General features: G+C 73.9%; 18 protein-coding genes. 14 read left to right on the top strand and 4 right to left on the bottom strand.

The window, feature by feature from the left end; genetic code table 11:
- Positions 1-227: 227 nt before the first annotated feature.
- The 5 genes from ACFXGX_RS02310 to ACFXGX_RS02290 all read left to right on the top strand — a co-directional run bounded on the left by ACFXGX_RS02310 (position 228) and on the right by ACFXGX_RS02290 (position 6,916).
- A complete protein-coding gene (locus tag ACFXGX_RS02310) occupies positions 228-1,154 on the top strand; it encodes an LD-carboxypeptidase (protein WP_384783826.1) in 927 nt (308 codons plus the stop codon).
- Between the two features lie 45 nt (positions 1,155-1,199).
- Positions 1,200-1,748: a GNAT family N-acetyltransferase gene (locus ACFXGX_RS02305; RefSeq protein ID WP_384783754.1), complete on the top strand. Its 549-nt coding sequence runs from the start codon at positions 1,200-1,202 to the stop codon at positions 1,746-1,748.
- Positions 1,749-1,825: 77 nt separating this feature from the next.
- Positions 1,826-3,802: a DUF5107 domain-containing protein gene (locus ACFXGX_RS02300; RefSeq protein WP_384783752.1), complete on the top strand. Its 1,977-nt coding sequence runs from the start codon at positions 1,826-1,828 to the stop codon at positions 3,800-3,802.
- A 469-nt stretch (positions 3,803-4,271) separates the two neighbouring features.
- Positions 4,272-6,119 carry a transketolase gene (locus tag ACFXGX_RS02295; RefSeq protein ID WP_384783750.1) on the top strand — a complete coding sequence of 616 codons (1,848 nt, stop codon included), beginning with the start codon at positions 4,272-4,274 and terminating at the stop codon, positions 6,117-6,119.
- A gap of 68 nt (positions 6,120-6,187) precedes the next feature.
- A complete protein-coding gene (locus ACFXGX_RS02290; RefSeq protein WP_384783748.1) occupies positions 6,188-6,916 on the top strand; it encodes a GvpL/GvpF family gas vesicle protein in 729 nt (242 codons plus the stop codon).
- 155 nt (positions 6,917-7,071) lie between these two features.
- Here ACFXGX_RS02290 and ACFXGX_RS02285 read toward each other — a convergent pair whose 3' ends face one another.
- Positions 7,072-7,905, bottom strand: coding sequence for a class I SAM-dependent methyltransferase (locus ACFXGX_RS02285; RefSeq protein ID WP_384783746.1), 834 nt, complete (start codon positions 7,903-7,905; stop codon positions 7,072-7,074).
- 135 nt (positions 7,906-8,040) lie between these two features.
- Positions 8,041-9,546, bottom strand: coding sequence for a bifunctional phosphatase PAP2/diacylglycerol kinase family protein (locus ACFXGX_RS02280; RefSeq protein WP_384783744.1), 1,506 nt, complete (start codon positions 9,544-9,546; stop codon positions 8,041-8,043).
- 105 nt (positions 9,547-9,651) lie between these two features.
- On the opposite strand from ACFXGX_RS02280, the gene ACFXGX_RS02275 reads away from it, so the two are divergent.
- The 7 genes from ACFXGX_RS02275 (at position 9,652) to ACFXGX_RS02245 (ending at position 17,303) form a co-directional block, all read left to right on the top strand.
- Entirely contained in the window at positions 9,652-11,271 is a 1,620-nt protein-coding gene (locus tag ACFXGX_RS02275; protein ID WP_384783742.1) for an ABC-F family ATP-binding cassette domain-containing protein, read from the top strand.
- A 236-nt stretch (positions 11,272-11,507) separates the two neighbouring features.
- On the top strand, positions 11,508-11,750 hold the full coding sequence (locus ACFXGX_RS02270) for a DUF6158 family protein (RefSeq protein ID WP_384783740.1): 243 nt from the start codon (positions 11,508-11,510) through the stop codon (positions 11,748-11,750).
- Entirely contained in the window at positions 11,747-12,328 is a 582-nt protein-coding gene (locus ACFXGX_RS02265; RefSeq protein ID WP_384783738.1) for a TIGR03086 family metal-binding protein, read from the top strand. Before ACFXGX_RS02270 ends, ACFXGX_RS02265 begins: the two co-directional genes overlap by 4 nt.
- A gap of 224 nt (positions 12,329-12,552) precedes the next feature.
- The gene (locus tag ACFXGX_RS02260; protein WP_384783736.1) at positions 12,553-13,347 is read left to right on the top strand and encodes an RNA polymerase sigma factor SigF; all 795 of its coding nucleotides are present in this window, start codon (positions 12,553-12,555) and stop codon (positions 13,345-13,347) included.
- A gap of 380 nt (positions 13,348-13,727) precedes the next feature.
- Entirely contained in the window at positions 13,728-14,855 is a 1,128-nt protein-coding gene (locus ACFXGX_RS02255; protein ID WP_384783734.1) for a hypothetical protein, read from the top strand.
- Between the two features lie 88 nt (positions 14,856-14,943).
- Positions 14,944-16,191, top strand: a complete 1,248-nt coding sequence (locus ACFXGX_RS02250; protein ID WP_384783732.1) for an aminotransferase class I/II-fold pyridoxal phosphate-dependent enzyme — start codon at positions 14,944-14,946, stop codon at positions 16,189-16,191.
- Entirely contained in the window at positions 16,188-17,303 is a 1,116-nt protein-coding gene (locus tag ACFXGX_RS02245) for an MBL fold metallo-hydrolase (RefSeq protein ID WP_384783730.1), read from the top strand. The genes ACFXGX_RS02250 and ACFXGX_RS02245 overlap by 4 nt, the downstream gene beginning before the upstream one ends.
- Positions 17,304-17,372: 69 nt before the next feature.
- On the opposite strand, the gene ACFXGX_RS02240 is transcribed toward ACFXGX_RS02245, so the two are convergent.
- Positions 17,373-17,999: a DedA family protein gene (locus ACFXGX_RS02240; RefSeq protein WP_384783728.1), complete on the bottom strand. Its 627-nt coding sequence runs from the start codon at positions 17,997-17,999 to the stop codon at positions 17,373-17,375.
- A complete protein-coding gene (locus ACFXGX_RS02235; RefSeq protein WP_382795248.1) occupies positions 17,996-18,769 on the bottom strand; it encodes an MBL fold metallo-hydrolase in 774 nt (257 codons plus the stop codon). Before ACFXGX_RS02235 ends, ACFXGX_RS02240 begins: the two co-directional genes overlap by 4 nt.
- An 84-nt stretch (positions 18,770-18,853) precedes the next feature.
- Here ACFXGX_RS02235 and ACFXGX_RS02230 point away from each other — a divergent pair, with 84 nt between their 5' ends.
- Positions 18,854-19,333, top strand: coding sequence for a hypothetical protein (locus ACFXGX_RS02230; protein ID WP_384783726.1), 480 nt, complete (start codon positions 18,854-18,856; stop codon positions 19,331-19,333).
- Positions 19,334-19,572: 239 nt separating this feature from the next.
- Positions 19,573-21,570, top strand: a complete 1,998-nt coding sequence (locus ACFXGX_RS02225) for an alkaline phosphatase family protein (protein ID WP_384783824.1) — start codon at positions 19,573-19,575, stop codon at positions 21,568-21,570.
- Positions 21,571-21,628 lie beyond the last annotated feature (58 nt).

The raw sequence follows: 21,628 nt of genomic DNA, 5'->3' as shown, positions 1-21,628 counted from the left end.
ACCTGAACACCAGCACCCGACGCTGACACCTGATACCAGCACCCGACGCCAACACCTGAACACCAGCACCCGACGCCAGCACCCGACGCCGACACCTGAACACCAGCACACGACGTCAACACCTGACACCCGCATCTCGACACCAGCACCTGAACACCAGCACCTGAACACCAGCACATGAACCATCAGCACCTGGAGCCCCACGAGTGACCCGAACGACCGCACCGATCACCGCACTGACCAGGCCCGCGCGGCTCGCCGCCGGGGCCAGGGTGGCGGTCGTCGCACCCAGCGGGCCCGTCCCCGAGGAACGGCTCGAAGCCGGCCTCGACATCCTGCGCGGCTGGGACCTCGACCCGGTCGTGGCACCCCATGTCCTGGACCGGCACACCGAGTTCGCCTACCTGGCGGGGACGGACGCGGACCGGGCCGCCGACTTCCAGGCGGCCTGGTGCGACCCGGACGTGGCCGCGGTGCTGTGCGCCCGCGGCGGCTACGGCGCCCAGCGCATGATCGACCTCCTCGACTGGGACGCCATCCGCGCCGCGGGTCCCAAGGTCTTCGTCGGCTTCAGCGACATCACCGCCCTGCACGAGGCGTTCGCCACGCGGGTGGGGCTCGCGACCCTGCACGGTCCGATGGTGTCGTCCCTCGGCTTCCTGAAGAACGAGAGGTCGCGGGAGCATCTGCGGGCGACGCTCTTCGAACCCGAGTCGGTGCGGACCATCGCCCCGGCCGAAGCCGTGCCGCTCGTGCCCGGGAAGGCCCGCGGTGTCACGCTCGGCGGCTGCGCCAGCCTGCTGGCCGCCGAGCTCGGCACCCCGCACGCCCGTGCCGGGGCCCGCGGCGGGCTGCTCCTGATCGAGGACGTCGGCGAGGAGGCCTACCGGCTGGACCGGATCCTGACGCAGTTGCTGCGCGGCGGCTGGCTCGACGGGGTGGCCGGGGTCGCACTCGGCTCCTGGCAGGACTGCGGCCCGTACGACAGACTCCGCGCGGTGTTCGCCGACCGGCTCGGCCCGCTCGGCGTTCCGGTCGTCGAGCATGCCGGGTTCGGGCACGCGGAGGGGACGCTGACGATGCCGTTCGGACTCCGCGCCGAGCTCGACGCGGACGCGGGGACACTGACCCTGGACGAGCCCGCGCTGCGCTGACCCGATGAAGCTGCCGCCGCGCCAGTGATCGCGTAGGGTGACCGGATGCCTGAGAACGTCGGCTTTCTCGCCGAGGGCCCCCGTGTGGGCATCCGCCCCTTCACGCTCGAGGACGGCGCGGAGTTCACCGCACGGGCCAGGGAGAGCAGAACTCTGCACCACCCCTGGCTCTTCCCGCCCGGTGACGTCGGTTCCTATGCCGTCTACGCCGGCCGGCTCATCGACGATCCGACCAAGGCCGGGTTCCTCGTCTGCGAACGGGACGGCGGCGGCATCGCCGGTTTCATCAACATCAACAACATCGTCCGGGGCGGCTTCCTGTGCGGCGCCCTCGGTTACGGCGCCTTCGCGCACGCGGCCGGGCGCGGGCTCATGACCGAGGCACTGGGCCTCGTCGTCCGGTACGCCTTCGGGGAGATGGGCCTGCACCGGCTGGAGATCAACGCGCAGCCCGGCAACGCGGGGTCGATCGCGCTGGCCCGCACCTGCGGCTTCCGCCTCGAAGGCTTCTCGCCGGCCTTCATCCACATCGACGGTGCCTGGCGGGACCACGAGCGGTGGGCGATCACCGCGGAGATGGTCAAACCCGGCTGACCGGCCGCGTCTTTGCGGAATCCTGACCGGATTCTGATGAGCGGACACCCTGGTCAGCAGGCCGATCACCATGTTCCATGGTCGTCGTGACGACGATCCGACGTGACGTACTGGCCCTTCCCGCGGCGGAACTGGGCCCGAGCAACCCGCTGCCGCCCCTGCGGACCCTCGACGAGATGCACCAGATCGACGACCGCGACCGCGTCGGTCTGCCGGGCGACATGGCCCGGCAGATCGGGTACGAGCCGCTGCGCAGCGTGCTGCCCGAACGCATACGCGACGGGTACGAGCGAGAGAGGGCGCCGCGCGGACTCGACACGATAGTGATCGAGAACGACCGGCTGCGCGCCACCGTGCTGCCCGGCTACGGAGGCCGCGTCGTCTCGCTCTTCCACAAACCCACCGAGACGGAACTGCTCTACACCAACCCGGTGCTCCAGCCGGCCTGCTTCGCCCTCAACGGCGCCTGGTTCTCCGGCGGCATCGAGTGGAACATCGGGGCGACCGGGCACACCACCTTGTCGTGCTCACCCGTCCACGCGGCCCGCGTCCCCGCCCCGGACGGCGGCGAGATGCTGCGCCTGTGGGAGTGGGAACGCCTGCGCGACCTCCCCTTCCAGGTCGATCTGTGGCTGCCGGACGGCTCCGACTTCCTGTACGTCGGCGTCCGTGTCCGCAACCCGCACGAGAGGCCCGCCCCGCTGTACTGGTGGTCCAACATCGCGGTCCCCGAGGAGCGCAGGGTGCTCGCCCCCGCCGAGGAGGCCTGGCACTTCGGCTACGAGCGACGGCTGCGCCGGGTGCCCGTGCCGGCGTACGACGGGACCGACCGGACGTACCCCCTCAACAGCACCTTCCCCGCCGACTACTTCTACGAGGTGCCCGACGGGCGGCGCCGCTGGATCGCCGCGGTCGACGGCTCGGGCGAGGGCCTGGTCCAGACGTCCACCGACGTCCTGCGCGGGCGCAAGCTCTTCGTCTGGGGCTCGGGACCCGGTGGCCGGCGCTGGCAGGAGTGGCTCACCGAGCCCGGGACCGGCGGGTACTGCGAGATCCAGGCCGGACTCGCCCGTACCCAGCTCGAACACGTACGGCTCGAGGCCGAGAGCGACGTCTCCTGGCTGGAGGCGTACGGGCCGCTGTCCGTGAGCGCGGAGACGGCGCACGGGGCGGACTGGGAGGCCGCGCGGGCGGAGGCCGAGGGCCGGCTGGAGAGCGCCCTCTCCCGCGCCGCGGTCGACGCCGCGTACGCCGCCTGGCTGCCGCACGCCGACACCGCGCCCGGCGAGGTCCTCGCCGTCGGTTCCGGCTGGGGCGCGCTCGAAGTGCTGCGCGCCGCGCACAAACTGCCCGGGACGCCCTTCGAGGAGAGCACGCTCGGCGAGGACCAGGAGCCGTGGCGTGAACTGCTGAGCTCCGGCGCCTTCCCCGAGCTCCGGCGGGTCGGGCCGCCCGGCGAGACACTGGTGGCGTCGCACTGGCGCGACATGCTGGAGACGGCGCCCGCCGGCCCCGCCGCCGAGTACCACCTCGGCGTCGCCCAGTGGCATGCCGGAGACGTCGCCCAGGCCGTACGGAGCTGGGAGCGGGCCCTCGAACTCGCCCCGTCGCTCTGGCCGTTGCTGCGCTGCCTCGCCGTCGCCGACCAGGAGGCGGGCAACGACGAGCGGGCCGCCGACCGTTACGCCGAGGCCTTCGACGATCTGTGCCGGGAGCGGCGCGACGACGGGGAACGGTGGACCGCCGTGACCGCCGCGCTCGGCCGCGAGGCCATCGAGGCGCTGCTGAGGGCCCGCCGCCCGGCGCAGGCGCGTGCCGTGTGGGAGCGGCTGCACCCCAGGACCCGGGACCGTGGCGGGTTCCGCCTCGTCGAGGCCGAACTGCTGCTAGCCGAGGGCCGCCGTGAGGACGCGCGGGCGATCTTCGACGCGGGCTTCGAGGTCGCCGACCTGCGGGAAGGCGCGGAGACCATCGACCGGCTGTGGTCCCGGATCGCCGACGAGCCGCTCCCGGCGCGTTACGACTTCCGCATGCGGCCCCCGTCCACGTCCTGAGGCGTCCGTCCCAGGGTTCCTCGTGGGTTCCTCGGGTTCCTCGGGTTCCTCGTGACGACGGCCTCGGCTGCGCCACCGCCGGGTGGAGCATCCGAGGCCGTCGCGCGGCACGGGAGACCGATGCGGACGATCGCCCACGGCACCCGGCCGGTTCCGTTACGTGTCCGGCCGTGCGGGTACCCGCGGGCGATGAAGTGGTGCGCCCGCCGATCCCGTCCGGGCCGCCCGACGTCCCCGGCGCGGACACGGGCCCCTGCGGCGACCCCGAGGTCCGGCCGCACCGGGCGCGATGAGAGGGCGCCCCGGGTACCGCGGCCGTGAAACGCCGGGCATGCCCGTGTTTGGGTCCCCGGGTCGGGGGGACGCGGAAAGCCCGTACGGCGGGCGGAGACCGGCCTCACCCGCGACTGCGAGGAGAGGCCGGAGCGCCGAGCTGTCCGGAAACCGCCGGACGCAGGGAAGGGACACCATGAACACACGCGAGCTCAACGACCTGGCCCGGCAACTGCGCGTCGACAGCGTCCGGGCCGCCGACGCCGCGGGCTCGGGGCACCCGACGTCGTCCATGTCCGCCGCCGACCTGATGGCGGTCCTGCTGGCCAACCACACGCGCTACGACTTCGAGCGCCCCCGGCATCCCGGCAACGACCGCTTCGTCCTCTCCAAGGGACACGCCTCACCGCTCCTGTACTCCGCGTACAAGGCGGCCGGCGCGCTGAACGAGGCCGAGCTGCTCACCTTCCGCAAGGCCGGCAGCCGGCTCGAAGGGCATCCCACGCCCCGGCGGCTCCCGTGGGTCGAGACCGCCACCGGATCGCTCGGCCAGGGACTGCCGGTCGGAGTCGGCATCGCGCTCGCCGGAAAGCGCCTCGACCGCACCGGATACCGCGTCCGGGTGCTGTGCGGCGACAGCGAACTCGCCGAGGGCTCCGTGTGGGAGGCCGCCGAGCACGCGGGGTACGAGCACCTCGACAACCTGACCGCCGTCGTCGACGTCAACCGCCTGGGCCAGCGCGGGCCGACCCGGCACGGACACGACCTCGACGCGTACGCGCGCCGGTTCGCCGCCTTCGGCTGGCACACCGTCGAGATCGACGGCCACGACGTGGACGCGATCGACCGGGCCTTCGCCGAGGCGGACTCCACCGGCGGACGGCCCACCGTGATCCTCGCCCGCACCCTCAAGGGCAAGGGCGTGGCATCGGTCCAGGACCGCGAGGGCATGCACGGCAAACCGCTGCCGGACGCCGAAGCGGCGATCGCCGAACTCGGCGGCGTGCACGACCACCGGGTCGCGGTCCAGCCGCCGCCGGCCGCCAGGATGCTGCACGCCGTACGGTCCGGACACCTCGACCTGCCCCGGTACGAGACCGGTGACGAGGTCGCCACCCGTGACGCCTTCGGAAAGGCGCTCGCCGCGCTCGGCGACGCCCGCGGCGACGTCGTCGTGCTGGACGGCGAGGTCGGCGACTCGACCCGTGCCGAGTTCTTCGCCAAGGAACACCCCGAGCGCTACTTCGAGTGCTACATCGCCGAGCAGCAGCTCGTCGCCACCGCCGTCGGCATGGCGGCGCGCGGCTGGGTGCCGTACGCCTCGACGTTCGCGGCCTTCCTCACCAGGGCCCACGACTTCGTGCGCATGGCCGCGGTCAGCGGTGCCGGGATCAACCTCGTCGGCTCCCACGCGGGCGTCGCCATCGGCCAGGACGGGCCTTCGCAGATGGGCCTGGAGGACCTGGCGATGTTCCGGTCCGTGTACGGCTCGACCGTGCTGTACCCGTGCGACGCCAACCAGACGGGGAAGCTCGTCGCCACGATGGCGGGCCTGGAGGGCATCCGCTATCTGCGCACCTCACGCGGTGAGAGCCCCGTCATCTACAGCGCCACCGAGGAGTTCCCCGTCGGCGGCAGCAAGGTGCTCCGCGCCTCCGCCGACGACCGGCTCACGCTCGTCGCCGCGGGTGTCACCGTCCACGAGGCGCTGGCCGCCGCGGAGGCGCTCGACCGCGAGGGCATCCAGGCCCGGGTGATCGACCTCTACTCGGTGAAGCCGGTGGACCGCGCGACCCTGCGCGAGGCCGCGGAGGAGACCGGCTGCCTGGTCACGGTGGAGGACCACCGGGAAGAGGGCGGCCTCGGGGACGCGGTGCTCGACGCCTTCACCGACGGCCGTCCCGTGCCCCGGCTGGTGCGCCTCGCCGTCCGTACGATGCCGGGCTCCGCGAGCCCGGACGAGCAGCTCCACGCCGCGGGCATCGACGCCGAGTCGATCGCGGCGGCGGGCCGTCTGCTGGTCGAGACGGCCATGGTGCGCTGACCGGTGTCCGGAGGGCACCATGGTCAGTACGCCGCGGGGGGCGCGAGTGGAAGCGCGGGAGGAGATTCATGAGCGCTCTGCGCTACGTCTACGCGATCTGCCGCCCCTTCCCGGCGGCGCTGTCGGTCGAGCTGACCGGGGTCGGCGGCGTCCCGCCCAGACTGCTGCGCCACGGCGACCTGATCGCCGTGGTCGGCTCGGTCCCGGAGCGGGATTTCGACGCCGAGCCGCTGCGCCGCCGGCTGGAGGACGTCCACTGGCTGGAGGCGACCGCCCGTGCCCACCAGGGCGTCCTCGACGCGCTCACCGCCGTCACCAGCCCGCTGCCGCTCCGGCTCGCCACCGTCCTGCGGGACGACAGCGGCGTACGCGTGATGATCGACGAACGCAGGGAGGACTTCCTGCGGACGCTCGACCGGCTCGACGGACGCGTGGAATGGGATGTGCGGGTGTACGCCGACACCGCCCCCGAACACGCCGGGGCGTTCACTCGCCGGCTGCACCACACCCTCTCCGAGTGCGCCGAGGAGAACCGGCTGCTGACCCCGACGGCCCCGGCCTCGTCCCGGGAGGCGTCTCCTGGGCGAGAGGGGCACAGGGTCCTCGACGCGGCCTATCTGGTGCCGCGCGCGGACTCGGGGGCCTTCGTGGAACGGGTGAACGGCGAGGGTGAGGAGCCGGGGATGCGGGTGGAGCTGACGGGGCCGTGGGCGGCGTACTCCTTCACGGGATCCACGGGCCTCACCGGGTTCGCGGGCCTCACCGGGTTCACCGGTCTCACGAGCTGTACGGGCTGAGCGGCGCCGTCCGGGCTGGGCGGCGCCGTACTGGCTGGGCGAGCGGCCCGGTGGCGGCGAGCAGCCCGGTGGCCGGGACGCGCCCTGGCCCCGGGCCGCGTGCAGCCGTTCGCCGCCGTGACCGCGCGCGGCCGCCCCCGACTCTCCCAGCGGTGTCACGCCGCCTTTCGGCAGAGGATCTCTCCGTGCAGCACGGAGAACCAGCCGTCCTCCTGCCGTCCCCACTGCCGCCAGGCGGCCGACACCGCCAGCAGTTCCTCCGTGGTCGCATGGCCCCCTTGCGTCGCCCGCTCCGCGTACGCCGAGGCCACCGTACGGTCGGCCCACAGTCCGCTCCACCACGCCCGCTCGTCCTCGGTGGCGAAGGTCCAGGTGCTCGACGTGGCCGTGATGTCCCGGATGCCGGCCGCGAGTGCCCATGACTTGAGACGGCGGCCGGCGTCGGGCTCGCCCCCGTTGGCGCGGGCCACCCTCAGGTACAAATCCTGCCAGTCGTCCATGCCCGGCACCGCCGGATACCAGGTCATGGCCGAGTAGTCCGAATCGCGGACCGCGATGATCCCGCCGGGCTTGGTGACCCGGTGCATCTCGCGCAGCGCCTGGACCGGGTCACCCACGTGCTGGAGCACCTGGTGGGCGTGGACCACGCAGAACGTGTCGTCCGGGTACTCCAGCGCGTGGACGTCGGCGACGGCGAACTCGACGTTGCCCAGGCCGCGTTCGGCCGCCGTCCGGCGTGCCTGGTCCAGGATGCCGGGGGCGTGGTCGACGCCGGTGACCCGGCCGTCCGGCACCCGCTCGGCCAGGTCCGCCGTGATGGTGCCCGGTCCGCAGCCGATGTCCAGGATCTTCATGTGCGGCTTCAGCGAGTCGAGCAGGTAGGCCGCCGAGTTGGCGGCTGTGCGCCAGGTGTGCGACCGGAGCACCGACTCGTGGTGGCCGTGCGTGTAGACGGCGGTCTCCTGCGGCTTCGACTGTGACTGAGACATGACCGATCCCCTTCTCGTCGTACGGGTCTCCCGGGGGTGTGCGCACTCCCTGAGGCGATGTCATCACCGTACGCGGTCATGCCGAATAATGAGACCCGCATCTTGCGATGTGGACGAAGCGAGGAGACTGCCTGGTCAGTGGGCGGGAAGCGGGCGGTAGACGGTCAGCGCCTCGCGGCTCTTGTGCAGCGTCACCTCGCCGCCCACCTCGGTGACTTCACCGTCGTAGGCCAGCAGCGTGCCGGGTGCGACGCCCTCGATGCGCAGGCGGCCCACCCGTACGGCCGCGTGGGCCGGCGAGCGGGTGAGCGGCCCCGCGAAGGCCGCGGCCAGCAGCCGTATCGCGGGATGGCGGCCCCCGTGCACCACCCGTACGTCGAGGCGGCCGTCCGCGAGGTCGAAGCGGCGGGCGGGAGCCAGGCCCATCCGGTGGTAGGTGCCGTTGCCCGCGAACAGGAGCCACAACGGGTGGCTGCGGCCGCCGAGTTCGGCCCGCAGCGGGTGATGGTCGGCGCGCAGCACGCGCAGCGCGCCCAGGACTCCGGCGGGCCAACTGCCGATCACCCTGGACCGGTTCCGCCGCTCGCGCACCAACTCCGGATAGATGCCCAGGCTGCAGGTGTTGAGGAAGATGCCGTTCCTGCCGCCGGACGCGAACCGGCCCACGTCCACCTGGACGGCCTCGCCCTCCCGGAGCGCGCGGACCAGATCGCGTTCGCCCTCCACGCCGAGGTCGTGGGCGAAGTGGTTGAGCGTGCCGCCCGGCAGAACGGCCAGGGGGATCCCGTGGCGCAGGGCGACCTCGGCCGCGGTGTTCACCGTGCCGTCGCCGCCGCACACGCCCAGCACCAGGGCACGGGCCGCCGCCTTCTCCAGCTCCTCCCTTATGCCGTGGGGTTCGCATTCCACGATCTCCGCCCGCGGCAGCGCGGCGGCCAGCGCCCCGACCCGCTCCACGGTGCCCGAGGCCGTGTTGGCCACCATGACCAGCCCGTCGCCCTCGCCGTCGGCCAGCGCGGGCGCGTCCGTGCGCGGACGGCCGGGCGGGGTGAGCCCGTCCCGGGTGGGCACCAGCGCGCGCACCGCGTACGCGGCCCCGACACCCAGGACCGCACCGGCCACGACATCGCTCGGGAAGTGGACGCCGGTGTAGACGCGGGACAGCGCCACCGCCGCGGCCAGCGGTGCGACGGCCGCGCCCCAGCCGCGGGACTCCAGTGCCACCCCCGTCGCGAAGGCGGCGGCGGACGCGGCGTGCCCCGACGGGAACGACGTGGTGATCGGCTGCCGCTTGAGCCGCCGGACGGCGGGGACCGGACCGAGCCCGGGGCGGGTGCGGCGCACCGAGCGCTTGCCGACGGTGTTGATCGCGGCGGAGGCCAGGGCGAGCGAGGCGACACCCCGTGCGGCGGCCCGGCGGGCCCGCGGGGTCCTGCTCGCCGCCACGGCGGCGGCCGTCGCGAACCACAGCACACCGTGGTTCGCGCTCCGGCTCAGCCGCGGCAGCACGGGGTCGCCGCCCGGCCAGTGCCGCGCCGCGACCGCCTCGAAGAGCCGGCAGTCCAGGGCGAGGAGGCGGTCCCGAAGGGCGTGGCGGCCCGGTACGAGGGCGGTCAGGTCGACAACCGGGGTCGTGGTCATGCGGCCCCGTCTACCCCGGATCCGGCGGTTCCCGCCCCCGCTCTCCGACCCCGTCGTCCTATACGCGTTTGCCCCGCACCCCCGCTCCCCGGAGAATGCCTGCCCATGGGACATCTCGAAGCCGCACACCTTGAGTACTACCTTCCCGACGGGAGGGCGCTGCTCGGCGATGTGTCGTTTCGGGTGGGGGAGGGCGCCGTCGTGGCCCTCGTGGGCCCGAACGGGGCCGGGAAGACCACGCTGCTGCGGCTGATCTCGGGAGAGATCAAACCGCACGGCGGGACCGTGAACGTCGGCGGCGGACTCGGGGTGATGCGGCAGTTCGTGGGGTCCGTACGCGACGAGACGACCGTGCGCGAGCTGCTCGTCTCCGTGGCCCCGCCCCGCATCCGCCAGGCGGCCCAGGCCGTGGACGCCGCCGAGCACGCGATGATGACCGTCGACGACGAGGCGTCGCAGCTCCGCTACGCGCAGGCGCTGTCCGACTGGGCCGAGGTCCGCGGGTACGAGGCCGAGACCCTGTGGGACATGTGCACGATGGCCGCCCTCGGCGTCCCCTACGAGAAGGCCCAGTGGCGCCTGGTCAGGACCCTCTCCGGAGGCGAGCAGAAGCGCCTGGTGCTGGAGGCGCTGCTGCGTGGCACCGACGAGGTGCTGCTCCTCGACGAGCCGGACAACTACCTCGACGTGCCCGGCAAGCGCTGGCTGGAGGAGCGGCTCAAGGAGACCCGCAAGACCGTCCTGTTCGTCTCCCACGACCGCGAACTCCTCGCCCGCGCCGCCCAGAAGATCGTCAGCGTCGAGCCCGGCCCGGCCGGCGCGGACGCCTGGGTGCACGGCGCCGGTTTCGCGACCTATCACGAGGCCAGGCGCGAGCGGTTCGCGCGCTTCGAGGAGCTGCGCAGGCGCTGGGACGAGAAGCACGCGCAGCTCAAGAAGCTGGTGCTGAACCTCCGTCAGGCGGCCGCCGTCAGCCATGAGATGGCGTCCCGCTACGCGGCGGCGCAGACCCGGCTGCGCAAGTTCGAGGAGGCCGGACCGCCTCCGGAGCCGCCGCGCGAGCAGGACATCAAGATGCGGCTGCACGGCGGGCGGACCGGCGTGCGGGCGGTGACCTGCAAGGGACTTGAGCTCACCGGCCTGATGAAGCCCTTCGACCTGGAGGTCTACTACGGCGAGCGCGTCGCCGTCCTCGGCTCCAACGGCTCGGGAAAGTCGCACTTCCTGCGGCTCCTCGCGGGCGGCGACGTCGCGCACACCGGTGAGTGGAAGCTCGGCGCCCGCGTGGTCGCCGGCCACTTCGCGCAGACCCACGCCCACCCGGAACTGGAGGGCCGCACGCTCCTGGACATCCTGTGGACCGAGCACGCTCAGGACCGCGGAGCGGCGAGTTCCCGGCTGCGCCGCTACGAGCTGACCGCCCAGGCCGAGCAGCGCTTCGAGAAGCTGTCGGGCGGCCAGCAGGCGCGTTTCCAGATCTTGCTCCTGGAGCTGGAGGGCTCGACCGCCCTGCTCCTCGACGAGCCGACCGACAACCTCGACCTGGAGTCCGCGGAGGCGCTTCAGGAGGGCCTGGAGGCGTACGAGGGGACGGTGCTGTCGGTCACCCACGACCGCTGGTTCGCCCGCTCCTTCGACCGCTACCTGGTCTTCGGCTCGGACGGCCGCGTACGGGAGACACGGGAGCCGGTGTGGGACGAGCGCCGCGTGGAGCGTGAGCGGTAGGCGGGCGGGAAGCGCGAGCGGTAGGCGGGCGGGAGCGGAGGCCCCGCCCGGGCTGGGCCCCGGTGGGGACGCGGGGGTGCCGGGCACGTTCCGGGGAGGCCCGGCACCCCGGATGTTCGTAGAGTGGAGGGAGTGGGTCTCGATCCACGGCTCCCTCCCGGACGCCGCTCGGGGCAGTGTCTGCCCGGGGCGGATGCCCGGACCGCACCGACGGCCACGACGAGCGGGGTAGCACCATGACCGGAGTCGACCCGGGCCGGCTGGACGATCAGCAGCTCATGAAAGAGCTGGAGGCCATCCACCGCACCCGCCACGACACGCTGTTGCACGGCTCGAACGACGCGCTGCACACCCACAACGTGCGCATGGCCCAGTTGGAGGGCGAGTATCTGCGCCGCCACCCGCGGCGGCGCGTAGCGGCGGCCCGTACCCGGGACGGTGCCCGGGAACGCGGACCCGCGGGGGTGCCGCCGGCATGACGACCGACCCGCACCCGGTCCTGGTCCGGCAGACGGAGGCCCTGGAGCTCTTCGGCCGCCGGGTCCACGCGGTCCGCGACGACCAGTGGGAGGCCCCCACGCCCTGCGCCGCCTGGAGCGTGCGCGACCTCGTGGGCCATCTCGTCTCCGAGCAGGCGTGGGTGCCCGCGCTGGTCCGCGACGGCGCGACCGTCGACTCGGTCGGCGACAGCCTGGACGGCGATCCGCTCGGTCCCGACCCCGTCGCCGCCTGGGAGGCCGTGGCCGACGCCTCCCGCTCGGTGTTCGCCGAGCCCGGCGCGCTCGACCGCACGGTCCATCTCTCCTTCGCGGACATGCCGGCGGAGGACTACTGCGCGCAGCTCGTCACCGATCTGACGGTCCACACCTGGGACCTGTCCCGCGCCATCGGCGCCGACGAACAACTCCCGGACGACCTGCTGTCGTTCGCGGTCCGGGAGGTCACCCCGCACGCGGCGGAACTGGAGCGGACCGGACTCTTCGCGGCCCCGGAGGAGCCCCCGCCCGGCGCCGACGTCCAGACGAAGCTCCTCTGCCTGGTCGGCCGCCGCCCCTGACCCGGGCCGAGGAGGGCCCCGGGAGGACGCGCGGTCCGAAGCCAGGGAGAATGGAAGGGTGTTTGCCCCGCATGGCGCGGGGCAGACGCCACTGCAGTGCTTCGGACAGGAGGCACGTCCGTGGGAGCGGCCAGCCGCGCCATGGGTGTACTCGTCCGGTGCACGGGTGCGTTCCCACGATGACTGTCCATCACATGGCACCATCGAGGGAGCTGCGACGCACCATGCGAACTCAAGCGAGCGCGACGCACCATCCGCACGACGACGCCCCCGACACCGGGGAGGCATTCCGCAGGCTCGCCACGCTCCCGCCGGGACAGCAGCGCGACGCGCTCCGGGCCGAGATCGTCGAATCCTGGCTGCCGATGGCCGAACGGCTCGCGGGCCGCTTCCGCAACCGCGGCGAGAGCCACGAGGACCTGCGCCAGGTCGCGTCGCTCGGGCTGGTCAAAGCCGTCGACCGCTACGACCCCGAGCTCGGCAACGCCTTCGAGAGCTACGCGGTGCCGACGATCACCGGCGAGATCAAGCGTCACTTCCGTGACCACATGTGGACCCTGCACGTGCCTCGCCGGGTCCAGGACCTGCGCAACCGGGTCCGGTTCGCCTCCCAGGACCTGTCCCAGACCATCCCGGGCCGCAGGCCCACGGTCGCCGAGATCGCCGAGCACGCCAGTATGAGCGAGGAGGACGTCCGTACGGGCCTGGAGGCACTGGAGAGCTTCACCGCGCTCTCCCTGGACGCCGAACTGCCGGGCAGCGAGGACGGCTACTCCCTCAGCGACGCCCTCGGTTCGCCCGACCCGGCCCTCGACACCGTCATCGACCGCGAGGCCGTCAAACCCCGGCTCCAGGCCCTGTCCGAGCGGGAACGCGCCATCCTCTACATGCGGTTCTTCAGCGACATGACCCAGAGCCGTATCGCCGACGAACTGGGCATCTCCCAGATGCACGTCTCCCGCCTCATCAGCCGCTGCTGCACCCGGCTGCGCGACCAGATCATGCGCGACGCGGCCTGAGGCCCGGCGGTTCCGGCCTCGGGGGCGTAGGGGCTTCGGCATCGGGGGTCGTACGGGCTCGGGCCGGGGGTCGTACGGGCTCGGGCCGGTGGTCGTACGGGCTCGGGCCGGGGGTCGTACGGCTCGGGCCGGGGGTCGTACGGCTCGGGTTTCGGGGGCCTACGGGGCTTTCGACGGAGGCGGGTCACCGGCGCGGGCGCGGTCGCGGGGTGTGTACGGGGGACCGGTGGCGCCCCGCCTGTGATGTCACCCGCTCGGGCCCCGCTTTCCCGCGAATGGTGCCCGGCCGTTCGCGCCCGGCGGTACGGCGGGCTCTGATGGCTCCGAGGGACACGACGGCCGTGGCTCTCGGACCGCAGCCCGCCGAAGGAGCCCCGCTCATGCGCCGTACCGCCCGTGTCCTGTACGCCACCGCCCTGGCCGGCGCCGCTCTCGGCGCCGCCGCGTCGGGCGCGGCCGCGGATCCGGCCGCGGAGGTCAGTCCTGGCTCCGTCGAACCCGGCGGCACCGTCACCGTCACGGTGAGGTGCGAAGCGATCGGGGGGACCCTGCCCGACTCCATCGACGCCAGTTCCCAGGGTTTCCAGGACGGCAAGGTCCAGCTTCACCGCCTTGGGGGCGCCGACCCGGCCACCGCGGGCGCCGCCTCCTACAGCGGCACCGCCCACATCTCGTCCGGCGAGCTCGGTCCGGCCGCCGACCCGGCCACGCGAGGGTCCGACGACACGGGACGCGGCTTCACCGAGGTGAGCCCCGGCACGCTCGGCTCCGGCGCGTCGAGCGCCTCCGACGCGAAGAATTCCGGCGGGGCGCGCGCGGACGTGCGTACGGAGGCGGTGAACCCCGACGCCGGGGGCTCGGACACCGCCGGGCCCGATGCCCAGGCCCCCGCTTCCGGCGCCGCCGACGACCCCGCGGCCCACGACTCGCTGATCCCCGGCACCGACGGTCCGGACACGGTCGCTCCGGACGCCCTCGGCCCGGACTCGGTCGGCCCGGGCTCGGTCGGCCCGGGCTCGGTCGGCCCGGATCCGGTCGGTCCCGACGCGGTGGGCCCCGACGCGGTGGGCCCCGACGACCTCGGCCCGGACAGCGTGGGGCCCGACACGGTCCCCGAGCCGGTGAGCCCGGACACCGTGGGCCCCGCTTTCACGGCCCCCGGCACGGTGGGCCCGGACGAGGCGGCCCCCGACCCCGGGGGCGCCGACGGACGGTGGAACGTCGGCGGGGTCTGTCCCGCGCCCCCGGGCGGTCACGGGAAGCAGTGGACCGCGTCGTACTCCGTGGCCCGCGGCGACACGGCGACCCATGGGCCCGACAGCGGGACCGGCACCGGAGCGGCCGAGCGTCCGCCCGTCGGCCGGCGGGGCGTGCACGCCGGTGAGGGCGGTGTCTTCACGGACTCCGTGCCGGCCCTGGTCACCGGCGGGTTGCTGATCGCCGGTGCCCTGGGCGCGACCGCGCACCGGCTGCACCGACTGCGCCGACGGCGGAGCTGGCAGAGGTAGGCGTACGAGGGGGCGAAGGCGCCCGGAACCGCACGGGCAGGCAGGCTCCGGAACAGGGAACGGCGGCATCCACGGTGCGGAGGCAGGTATGCGGCGGACGGACCCCGAAGGCCACGGACCGGTCCGGTACGGTCCGCCCCTGCCCGACCAGGGCCTGCCCGTGCTGCCGGAACTCCGTGCCGTGCTGGCCGCCGCCGCGGACCGCTCCGCCGCCGAGCCCTGCGGCGGCGGCCCCGTGCTCCTCGACGCCGCCAGCGGCTACTGGACCCGGCGCGGACTGCGCGCCGCGCCCGACCGGGTGGCGGCCGCCCCCGGAGCCGCCGCGCTGCTGCTGGCCCTGACCGGCGCGCTCGGCGGCGACATCCTCGTGACCCGCCCGTGTGCCGCGTGGTGGGCGCCGCAGGCACGCCTGCTGGGCAGATCCGTGTTCCATGTGGCGACGCCCGCGGAGTGCGGCGGCGTCCCCGATCCGTACGCCCTCCTGGAGACCGTCCGCAGGGTCCGCGCGGAGGGCAGCGACCCGCGGCTGCTCCTGCTGTCCGTCGCCGACGACCCGACCGCCACCGTCGCCCCGCCCGAGGTGGTGCACGAGGCCGTGGAGGCCGCGGCGGGCGCGGGGCTGTACATCGTCAGTGACGAGACCTGGCGCGACACCCTGCACGAGCCGCGGGACACCGTGCTGCTCAGCCCCGCCGAGATGCTCCCCGACGACGTCTGCGTGATCTCCGATCTCGCGGGTGCCTTCCTGCCCCAGGGCTGGCCCGCCGCCGTCGCCCGCTTCCCCGACAACGAGGCGGGCGCGTCCCTGCGTTCCCGCGTCCTCGACGTGCTCACCGTGCTGGGCGCGCGCGTCGCCGAACCGGTCGCGGCGGCGGCCGCGTACGCCCTCGGCGAGCCCGCCGCGATCACCGAACGGCTCACCGCCGCCGTACGCCTGCACGCGCGCGTGGCCGACGCCGCCCACCGCCTGGTCACCGCCGCGGGCGCCGTCGCGCGACCCCCGCAGGCCGGCCGGCACCTGTACGTCGACCTCGGCCCGCTCCGCTCGGCCCTCGGCGCGCACGGCGTCGGCGACGCGCAGGACCTGGAGGACTGGCTCTCCGCCCGGCTCGGCATGCCCGCGCCGGGCGGACACCGCTTCGGCGACGACCTCGCCTCCCTGCGCTTCCGCCTCGGCACCGGACCACTGCTCGGCTCCACCGATGAGGAGCGGGAGGAATCCCTCGACTCCCCCTCGCCGCTGGAACTGCCGCACGTGCACCGCGCGTTGACCCTCCTGGGGTCGGCCTTCGGCGATCTCCGCGACGACGCAGAGCGACGGGAGCCTCCGCGATGACGCAGCAGTCCGAGTCGACCACGAGCACGAAGCCGCAGGACACCGACGATCCCCTGGCCGCGACCGCCCCCGCGCCGGGGAACCCCGCCGCGCTCCCTCCTCCTCTTCCCTCTCCTCCGCCGTCGCCGCCGCTCGCCGAGCCCCGTCCGCTCGCCGAGCCGCGTCCCCTCGGTGAGCGGCGCGTCTGGCCCCGGTCCTTCGTGGACCGGCTGACCGCGCCGCTGCCCGGGCTGCGGGCCTTCGCGCGGCTCGCCCGCGAGGGTGCGCCGCGCCCGTCCGCCGAAGGGCTCGCCGAGATCCCGCTGCTGCCCTTCGCGCCGGGACCGCTGCCCGGCGTGGACGCCCGGACGGTCGCCGTCTCCTGGGCCGGGCACGCGAGTTGGGTGATCCGGATCGGCGGGCTCACCGTCCTCACCGACCCGGTCTGGTCCCGCCGCATCGTGGGAACCCCGGCCCGGATCACCCCCGTCGGAGTGGCCTGGAGCGCGCTGCCGCGCGTCGACGCGGTCGTCATCAGCCACAACCACTACGACCATCTGGACGCCCCGACCCTGCGCCGACTCCCGCGTGACACACCGGTGTTCGTACCAGCCGGGCTCGGACGCTGGTTCAGGCGACGGCGGTTCGGCCGGGTCACCGAACTCGACTGGTGGGAGGCGGCCCAACTCGAAGGTGTCCGCTTCGATTTCGTCCCCGCCCACCACTGGTCCAAGCGCACCCTCACCGACACGTGCCGCTCCCTGTGGGGCGGCTGGGTGCTCACGGCACCCGAGGGGCGGCGCGTCTACTTCGCGGGCGACACCGGCTACGGCCAGTGGTTCACCCGCATCGGGCAGCGCCACCCGGGGATCGACCTCGCCCTCCTGCCCATCGGCGCGTACGACCCCCGCTGGTGGCTGAGCGACGTGCACTGCGACCCCGAGGAGGCCGTGCAGGCGGCCGTCGACCTGCGCGCGCGGAGGATGGCCCCGATGCACTGGGGCACCTTCGTGCTCTCGGCCGAACCGGTCCTGGAACCCCTGCGGCGCGTGCGGGCGGCCTGGGAGCGGGCGGGCCTGGCCCGGGAGAACCTGTGGGATCTGGCGGTGGGAGGGTCCCGGGTGCTGGAGTGAAGCGCTCCCCGCAGAGCCCCGCGGGAGAAGCGGTGACCGCCCCCTCGTAGCAGACGGCGAGCGCGCCCCCTAGGAGGCCTTCGTACGGCGGAACCTGCGCCACATACTCGGCGCCACACTGATCGCGACGGTCAGCGCCACCGCCGCCACCACGCCCTGCCACGGCTCGGGGAAGAGCGATCCGCCGAGGATGCCGATGATCTGGTAGGTGGCCGCCCACGCGAGGCAGGCCGGGACGTCCCCGCGGGCGAAGACACGCAGCGGCATGTTCGCGATCAGGCAGGCGAGCATCACCGGGATGCGGCCCGCCGGAACGAGGCGGGACAGGACGAGGACGGCGATGCCGTGGTCGTCGAGTTTCTCCTGTGCCTGAGCGAGCCGGTCCTCGGGGGCGCGTTCCCGGATCGCCTCCAGCCAGCGCGACCCGTTCTTCGAGCCCATGCCGCGGTGCCCGAGCCAGTAGAGCGACATGTCGCCGAGGAACGCGGCCACCGAGGAGACCAGGAACACCGTCAGCAGCGCGAAGGGCGACTCCTGGTGAAAGGCCACCACCGCCGCCGAACTCACCAGAGCCCCCGTCGGCACCACCGGCACCAGAGCGCCGATCAGCACCAGCAGGAACAGCGACGGATAGCCGATCGCCTGCTGAGTGGACTCCGGAGGCACGACCGGCGCCGTGGCGGCCAGGAAGATCACCGAGCGGCCTCCGGACGTACGCTCTCTCCCTGGCTCAGCAGATGCACCGCCACCTGGGGCGCACGTTCGGCGGCCAGGCGTACGAACTCCTCGCCCGGCGCATGGAATTCATGGGGGCGCACGGCATCCATCCCGATGGGCCAGAACGTGCCGTAGTGCACCGGCACAGCGCTGCGCGGACGCAACGCGGCGAGCGCCTCCGCCGCGCGCCCCGCGTCCAGATGCCCCTCCCCGAGATACGGGCCCCAGCCGCCCACCGGCAGCAGCGCCACGTCGACCGGACCGACCTCCTCGGCCATCGACGCGAACAGCCCCGTGTCCCCGGCGAAGTACGTCCGCGCCTCTCCCTCGATCACATACCCCACGGCGGGAGAGCGGTGCGGTCCGATCGGCAGCCGGCGCCCGTCGTGTCGGGCCGGAACCGTGCGTACGGCCAGGTCACCGACCCGGGTGCGGTCACCGGGCGCGACCTCCGTGAGCCGCAGATGGCGCAGCTTGCGCAGCCCGGGCACCGAACGCGGGGCACCGCGCGGCACGAGCAGCCGGGTGCCCGGGGCCAGCCGTGCCAGCGAGGGCAGATGCAGATGGTCGGCGTGCAGATGGGAGACCAGCGCGACGTCCGCGACCGCCGCCGGGGGAGGGGGCGGCGCCCCGCGCCTGCGCCGCAGGTGCGCGAGCCGGCGCGCGAAGAGGGGATCGGTGAGCACGCGTGTCCCGGAGTCCTCCAGCGTGCAGGTGGCGTGCCCCCACCAGGTGATCTCCACCGGCACCTCTTTGCCTCCTTCGCACGACTCCCCCCGAGCCTACGGGCAGGAGTAGGGTCTGCGGCGAAACCAGGAGGTGAGGGGGACACCATGGGAGACGCACGCGGTGCCTCCGGCGCGCACGCCCTCACACGCCCGCACGAGCACGGCGGCCCGCCGCCGCACTCCTCGTCGCTCCGCGTCATGGCGATCGCGAGCCTGACCCCTCTGGAAGAGCTCGACGAGGACCCCTTTCTCGTCGACTCCCGCAGCCAGCACGCGATGTGCGCCCGCTGGGCCGCCGAGCACGGCTACGTCGTCACCCGGGAACTTCTCGTACGCGGACTGCGCCCCGACCACCGCAGCCTGTGGGCGGACGTCGAGGCCGGTCTCGTGGACCTGTTCGTCGCGCCCAGCCGCCGGGTGCTGGAGCGCGCCCTCGCCTCGGTGGAGGAGTTCACCGCCGAGTGCGCCCGCCGCGGCGTCCGGGTCGAGACCGTCGGCACCGCCGAACCGTCGTACGACGCCCAGATGAAGGCCAGGGTCCACCGCCGCCTGTCGATGCCGACCGCCGGCTACGACGGCCGCTGAACCCTCACCGCCGCACGGGGAAGCCCGTCGAGGCAGCTCTCGGGCACTTCTCACGGCACTTCTCGCGGCTATTTGGGGACTTCTGGGGATCTCCGGCCGTTGTGACAGGGTGGGAGAAGGCCGCGCGGACCGGGCGGGCCGGGACGTGAGGTGGACTGGGCGTGGACAAAGGACGTTGGCGGCGCCTCGCCAGCGCGGCCGGGCGCAGCATCACGGTGTGGGCCGTGTCCACGCTCACGATGCTCGTCCTCGCCGGTGCGCTGCCCGACTTCCGGCTGCAGTCGGAGAGCGGGGACAGCGCGACACGGATCGCCGTCACCGCGGCGGCCGGCGCGGGCGTCTTCGGCCTCCTGTCGGCGCTGGTGTGGCCCCTGCTCGTGCGGACCCTGCTGCTCGTCCCCGCGTTCGTGCTCGGCCTGCTCGTCTTCTTCCTGAACGGCTCGCTGCTGCTGATCGCCCTGCGGCTCAACCCCTCCGGGCACGGCGAGGCGGCGCCCGAGACCGCCGTGGTCGTGGCCGCCGTCATGTCGGCCGTCGCCTCGGCCACCGGCGCCGCCCTCGCCGTACGGGACGACGACGCGTACCGGCGCCGCCTCTACCGGCTCGCCGACCGGCGCCGCAGACGCGCCGCCGGACGGCCCGGCCCCTCGACCCCCGGCGTGGTCTTCCTCCAGCTCGACGGCGTCGGGCACGACGTGCTGCGGGAGGCGATCGGCAAACGGCTCATGCCGACCGCCGCCCGATGGCTCGACGGGAACCGTCCCAGCCACCGGCTCATCCCGTGGAGAACCGACTGGTCCAGCCAGACCGGCGCCAGCCAGCTCGGCATCCTGCACGGCACCAACCACGACGTCCCGGCCTTCCGCTGGTACGAGAAGGACACCCAGGAGGTCATGGTCTGCAACCGGCCGACCGGTGCCGCCGAGCTCCAGCGACGGGCCGTCGCGCGTACCGGCGACGGCGGCCTGCTCACGGCCGACGGAGCGAGCCGGGGCAACCTCTTCGGCGGCGGTGCCGACGAGCTCGCCCTCGTGCTGTCCGTGGCCGCGCGCCGGGGACGGGACAACCGCTCACGGGCCGGATACTTCGCGTACTTCTCCGACCCGGCCAACGCCGTCCGTACGGCCATGTCGTTCGTGGCCGAGGTCTTCAGGGAGACGGGCCAGTCCACCCGGGCCCGCCTCCAGCGACGACGGCCCCGCGTCGGACGCGGCGGTCTGTATCCGTTCGTCCGCGCCTTCGCGACCGTGGTGGAACGGGACGTCGTGGTCGCCGCGGTGATCGGCGACATGCTCGCCGGACGCAACGCCGTCTACGCGGACCTGGTCGCCTACGACGAGGTGGCGCACCACTCCGGGCCGCGGAGCCGGGACGCCGAGCGGATCCTGGAGCGGCTCGACCGTTCGCTCGCGCTGATCGAGAAGGTCGCCGAGCACGCCCCGCGGCCCTACCGCGTCGTCGTGCTCTCCGACCACGGCCAGAGCCCGGGTGAGACCTTCCTGAACAGGTACGGCCTCAGCCTCGGCCATCTGGTCCGGGCCGGCTGCGGGCTGCCCGTGCCCCGCAAGGTCCGGCGCACCCACAGCGGTGCCGAGGCCCGGACCGCCGTCCGGGCCGCGCTGCGCCGGCCGGTGGAGGAGCGCGAGGAGTGGCGCGGACCGGCGGGGCGTCGCTCCGAACCCCTGGTTCTGGCCTCCGGCAACCTCGGTCTCGTCTCCTTCCCGGACGTTCCGCACCGGATGAGCCGGGAGGAGATCGACCGGCGTCACCCCGCGCTGCTGTCCACGCTCGCCAACCACCCCGGCGTCGGCTTCCTCCTGGTGCGCAGCGAGGAGCACGGCGGCCTCGTCCTCGGCGCGCACGGCGCCGAGGTGCCGGTGGGCCGGCTCGACGACGAACACCCTGGCCCGCTGGCCGACTTCGGCCCCGGCGCCGCCGCCGCGGTGCGGCGCACGCACACGTTCCCGCACACCGCCGACATCATGGTCAACTCCTGGTACGACCCGGTGGAGGGCGAGGTCCTCGCCTTCGAGGAGCAGATCGGCTCGCACGGGGGGCTCGGGGGCGCCCAGGGGCACCCGTTCCTCCTCTCCCCGCTGACCCTGTCCCCACCGGTCGGCGCGGACGCCGCACTCGTCGGCGCCGAGCGCGTGCACGACGTGCTGCGGCGCTGGCTGCGCGAGTGCGACGGCGCCCAAGTCCCGCTGCCGTCCCGCCCGGACGAGCGGGCGGCCTGAGCGGGTATTCCGGCGCGAGGGGACGTGCGGCGTCCCGTTCACCGGCCGAAGGCGTTCC

The organism is Streptomyces sp. NPDC059371, assembly GCF_042751995.1.
GTDB lineage: Bacteria > Actinomycetota > Actinomycetes > Streptomycetales > Streptomycetaceae > Streptomyces.
The sequence above is the reverse complement of the archived record's forward strand: the minus strand, read 5'-3'. Positions and strand labels throughout refer to the sequence as shown.

Coding starts and splice junctions, on each gene's coding strand:
- ACFXGX_RS02225 (WP_384783824.1), top strand. CDS start 19,573: ATGCTCGTCCTCGCCGGTGCGCTGCCCGACTTCCGGCTGCAGTCGGAG.
- ACFXGX_RS02280 (WP_384783744.1), bottom strand. CDS start 9,546: ATGACCACGACCCCGGTTGTCGACCTGACCGCCCTCGTACCGGGCCGC.
- ACFXGX_RS02245 (WP_384783730.1), top strand. CDS start 16,188: ATGACGCAGCAGTCCGAGTCGACCACGAGCACGAAGCCGCAGGACACC.
- ACFXGX_RS02270 (WP_384783740.1), top strand. CDS start 11,508: ATGACCGGAGTCGACCCGGGCCGGCTGGACGATCAGCAGCTCATGAAA.
- ACFXGX_RS02290 (WP_384783748.1), top strand. CDS start 6,188: ATGAGCGCTCTGCGCTACGTCTACGCGATCTGCCGCCCCTTCCCGGCG.
- ACFXGX_RS02275 (WP_384783742.1), top strand. CDS start 9,652: ATGGGACATCTCGAAGCCGCACACCTTGAGTACTACCTTCCCGACGGG.
- ACFXGX_RS02305 (WP_384783754.1), top strand. CDS start 1,200: ATGCCTGAGAACGTCGGCTTTCTCGCCGAGGGCCCCCGTGTGGGCATC.
- ACFXGX_RS02295 (WP_384783750.1), top strand. CDS start 4,272: ATGAACACACGCGAGCTCAACGACCTGGCCCGGCAACTGCGCGTCGAC.
- ACFXGX_RS02250 (WP_384783732.1), top strand. CDS start 14,944: ATGCGGCGGACGGACCCCGAAGGCCACGGACCGGTCCGGTACGGTCCG.
- ACFXGX_RS02255 (WP_384783734.1), top strand. CDS start 13,728: ATGCGCCGTACCGCCCGTGTCCTGTACGCCACCGCCCTGGCCGGCGCC.
- ACFXGX_RS02285 (WP_384783746.1), bottom strand. CDS start 7,905: ATGTCTCAGTCACAGTCGAAGCCGCAGGAGACCGCCGTCTACACGCAC.
- ACFXGX_RS02265 (WP_384783738.1), top strand. CDS start 11,747: ATGACGACCGACCCGCACCCGGTCCTGGTCCGGCAGACGGAGGCCCTG.
- ACFXGX_RS02300 (WP_384783752.1), top strand. CDS start 1,826: ATGGTCGTCGTGACGACGATCCGACGTGACGTACTGGCCCTTCCCGCG.
- ACFXGX_RS02260 (WP_384783736.1), top strand. CDS start 12,553: ATGCGAACTCAAGCGAGCGCGACGCACCATCCGCACGACGACGCCCCC.
- ACFXGX_RS02230 (WP_384783726.1), top strand. CDS start 18,854: ATGGGAGACGCACGCGGTGCCTCCGGCGCGCACGCCCTCACACGCCCG.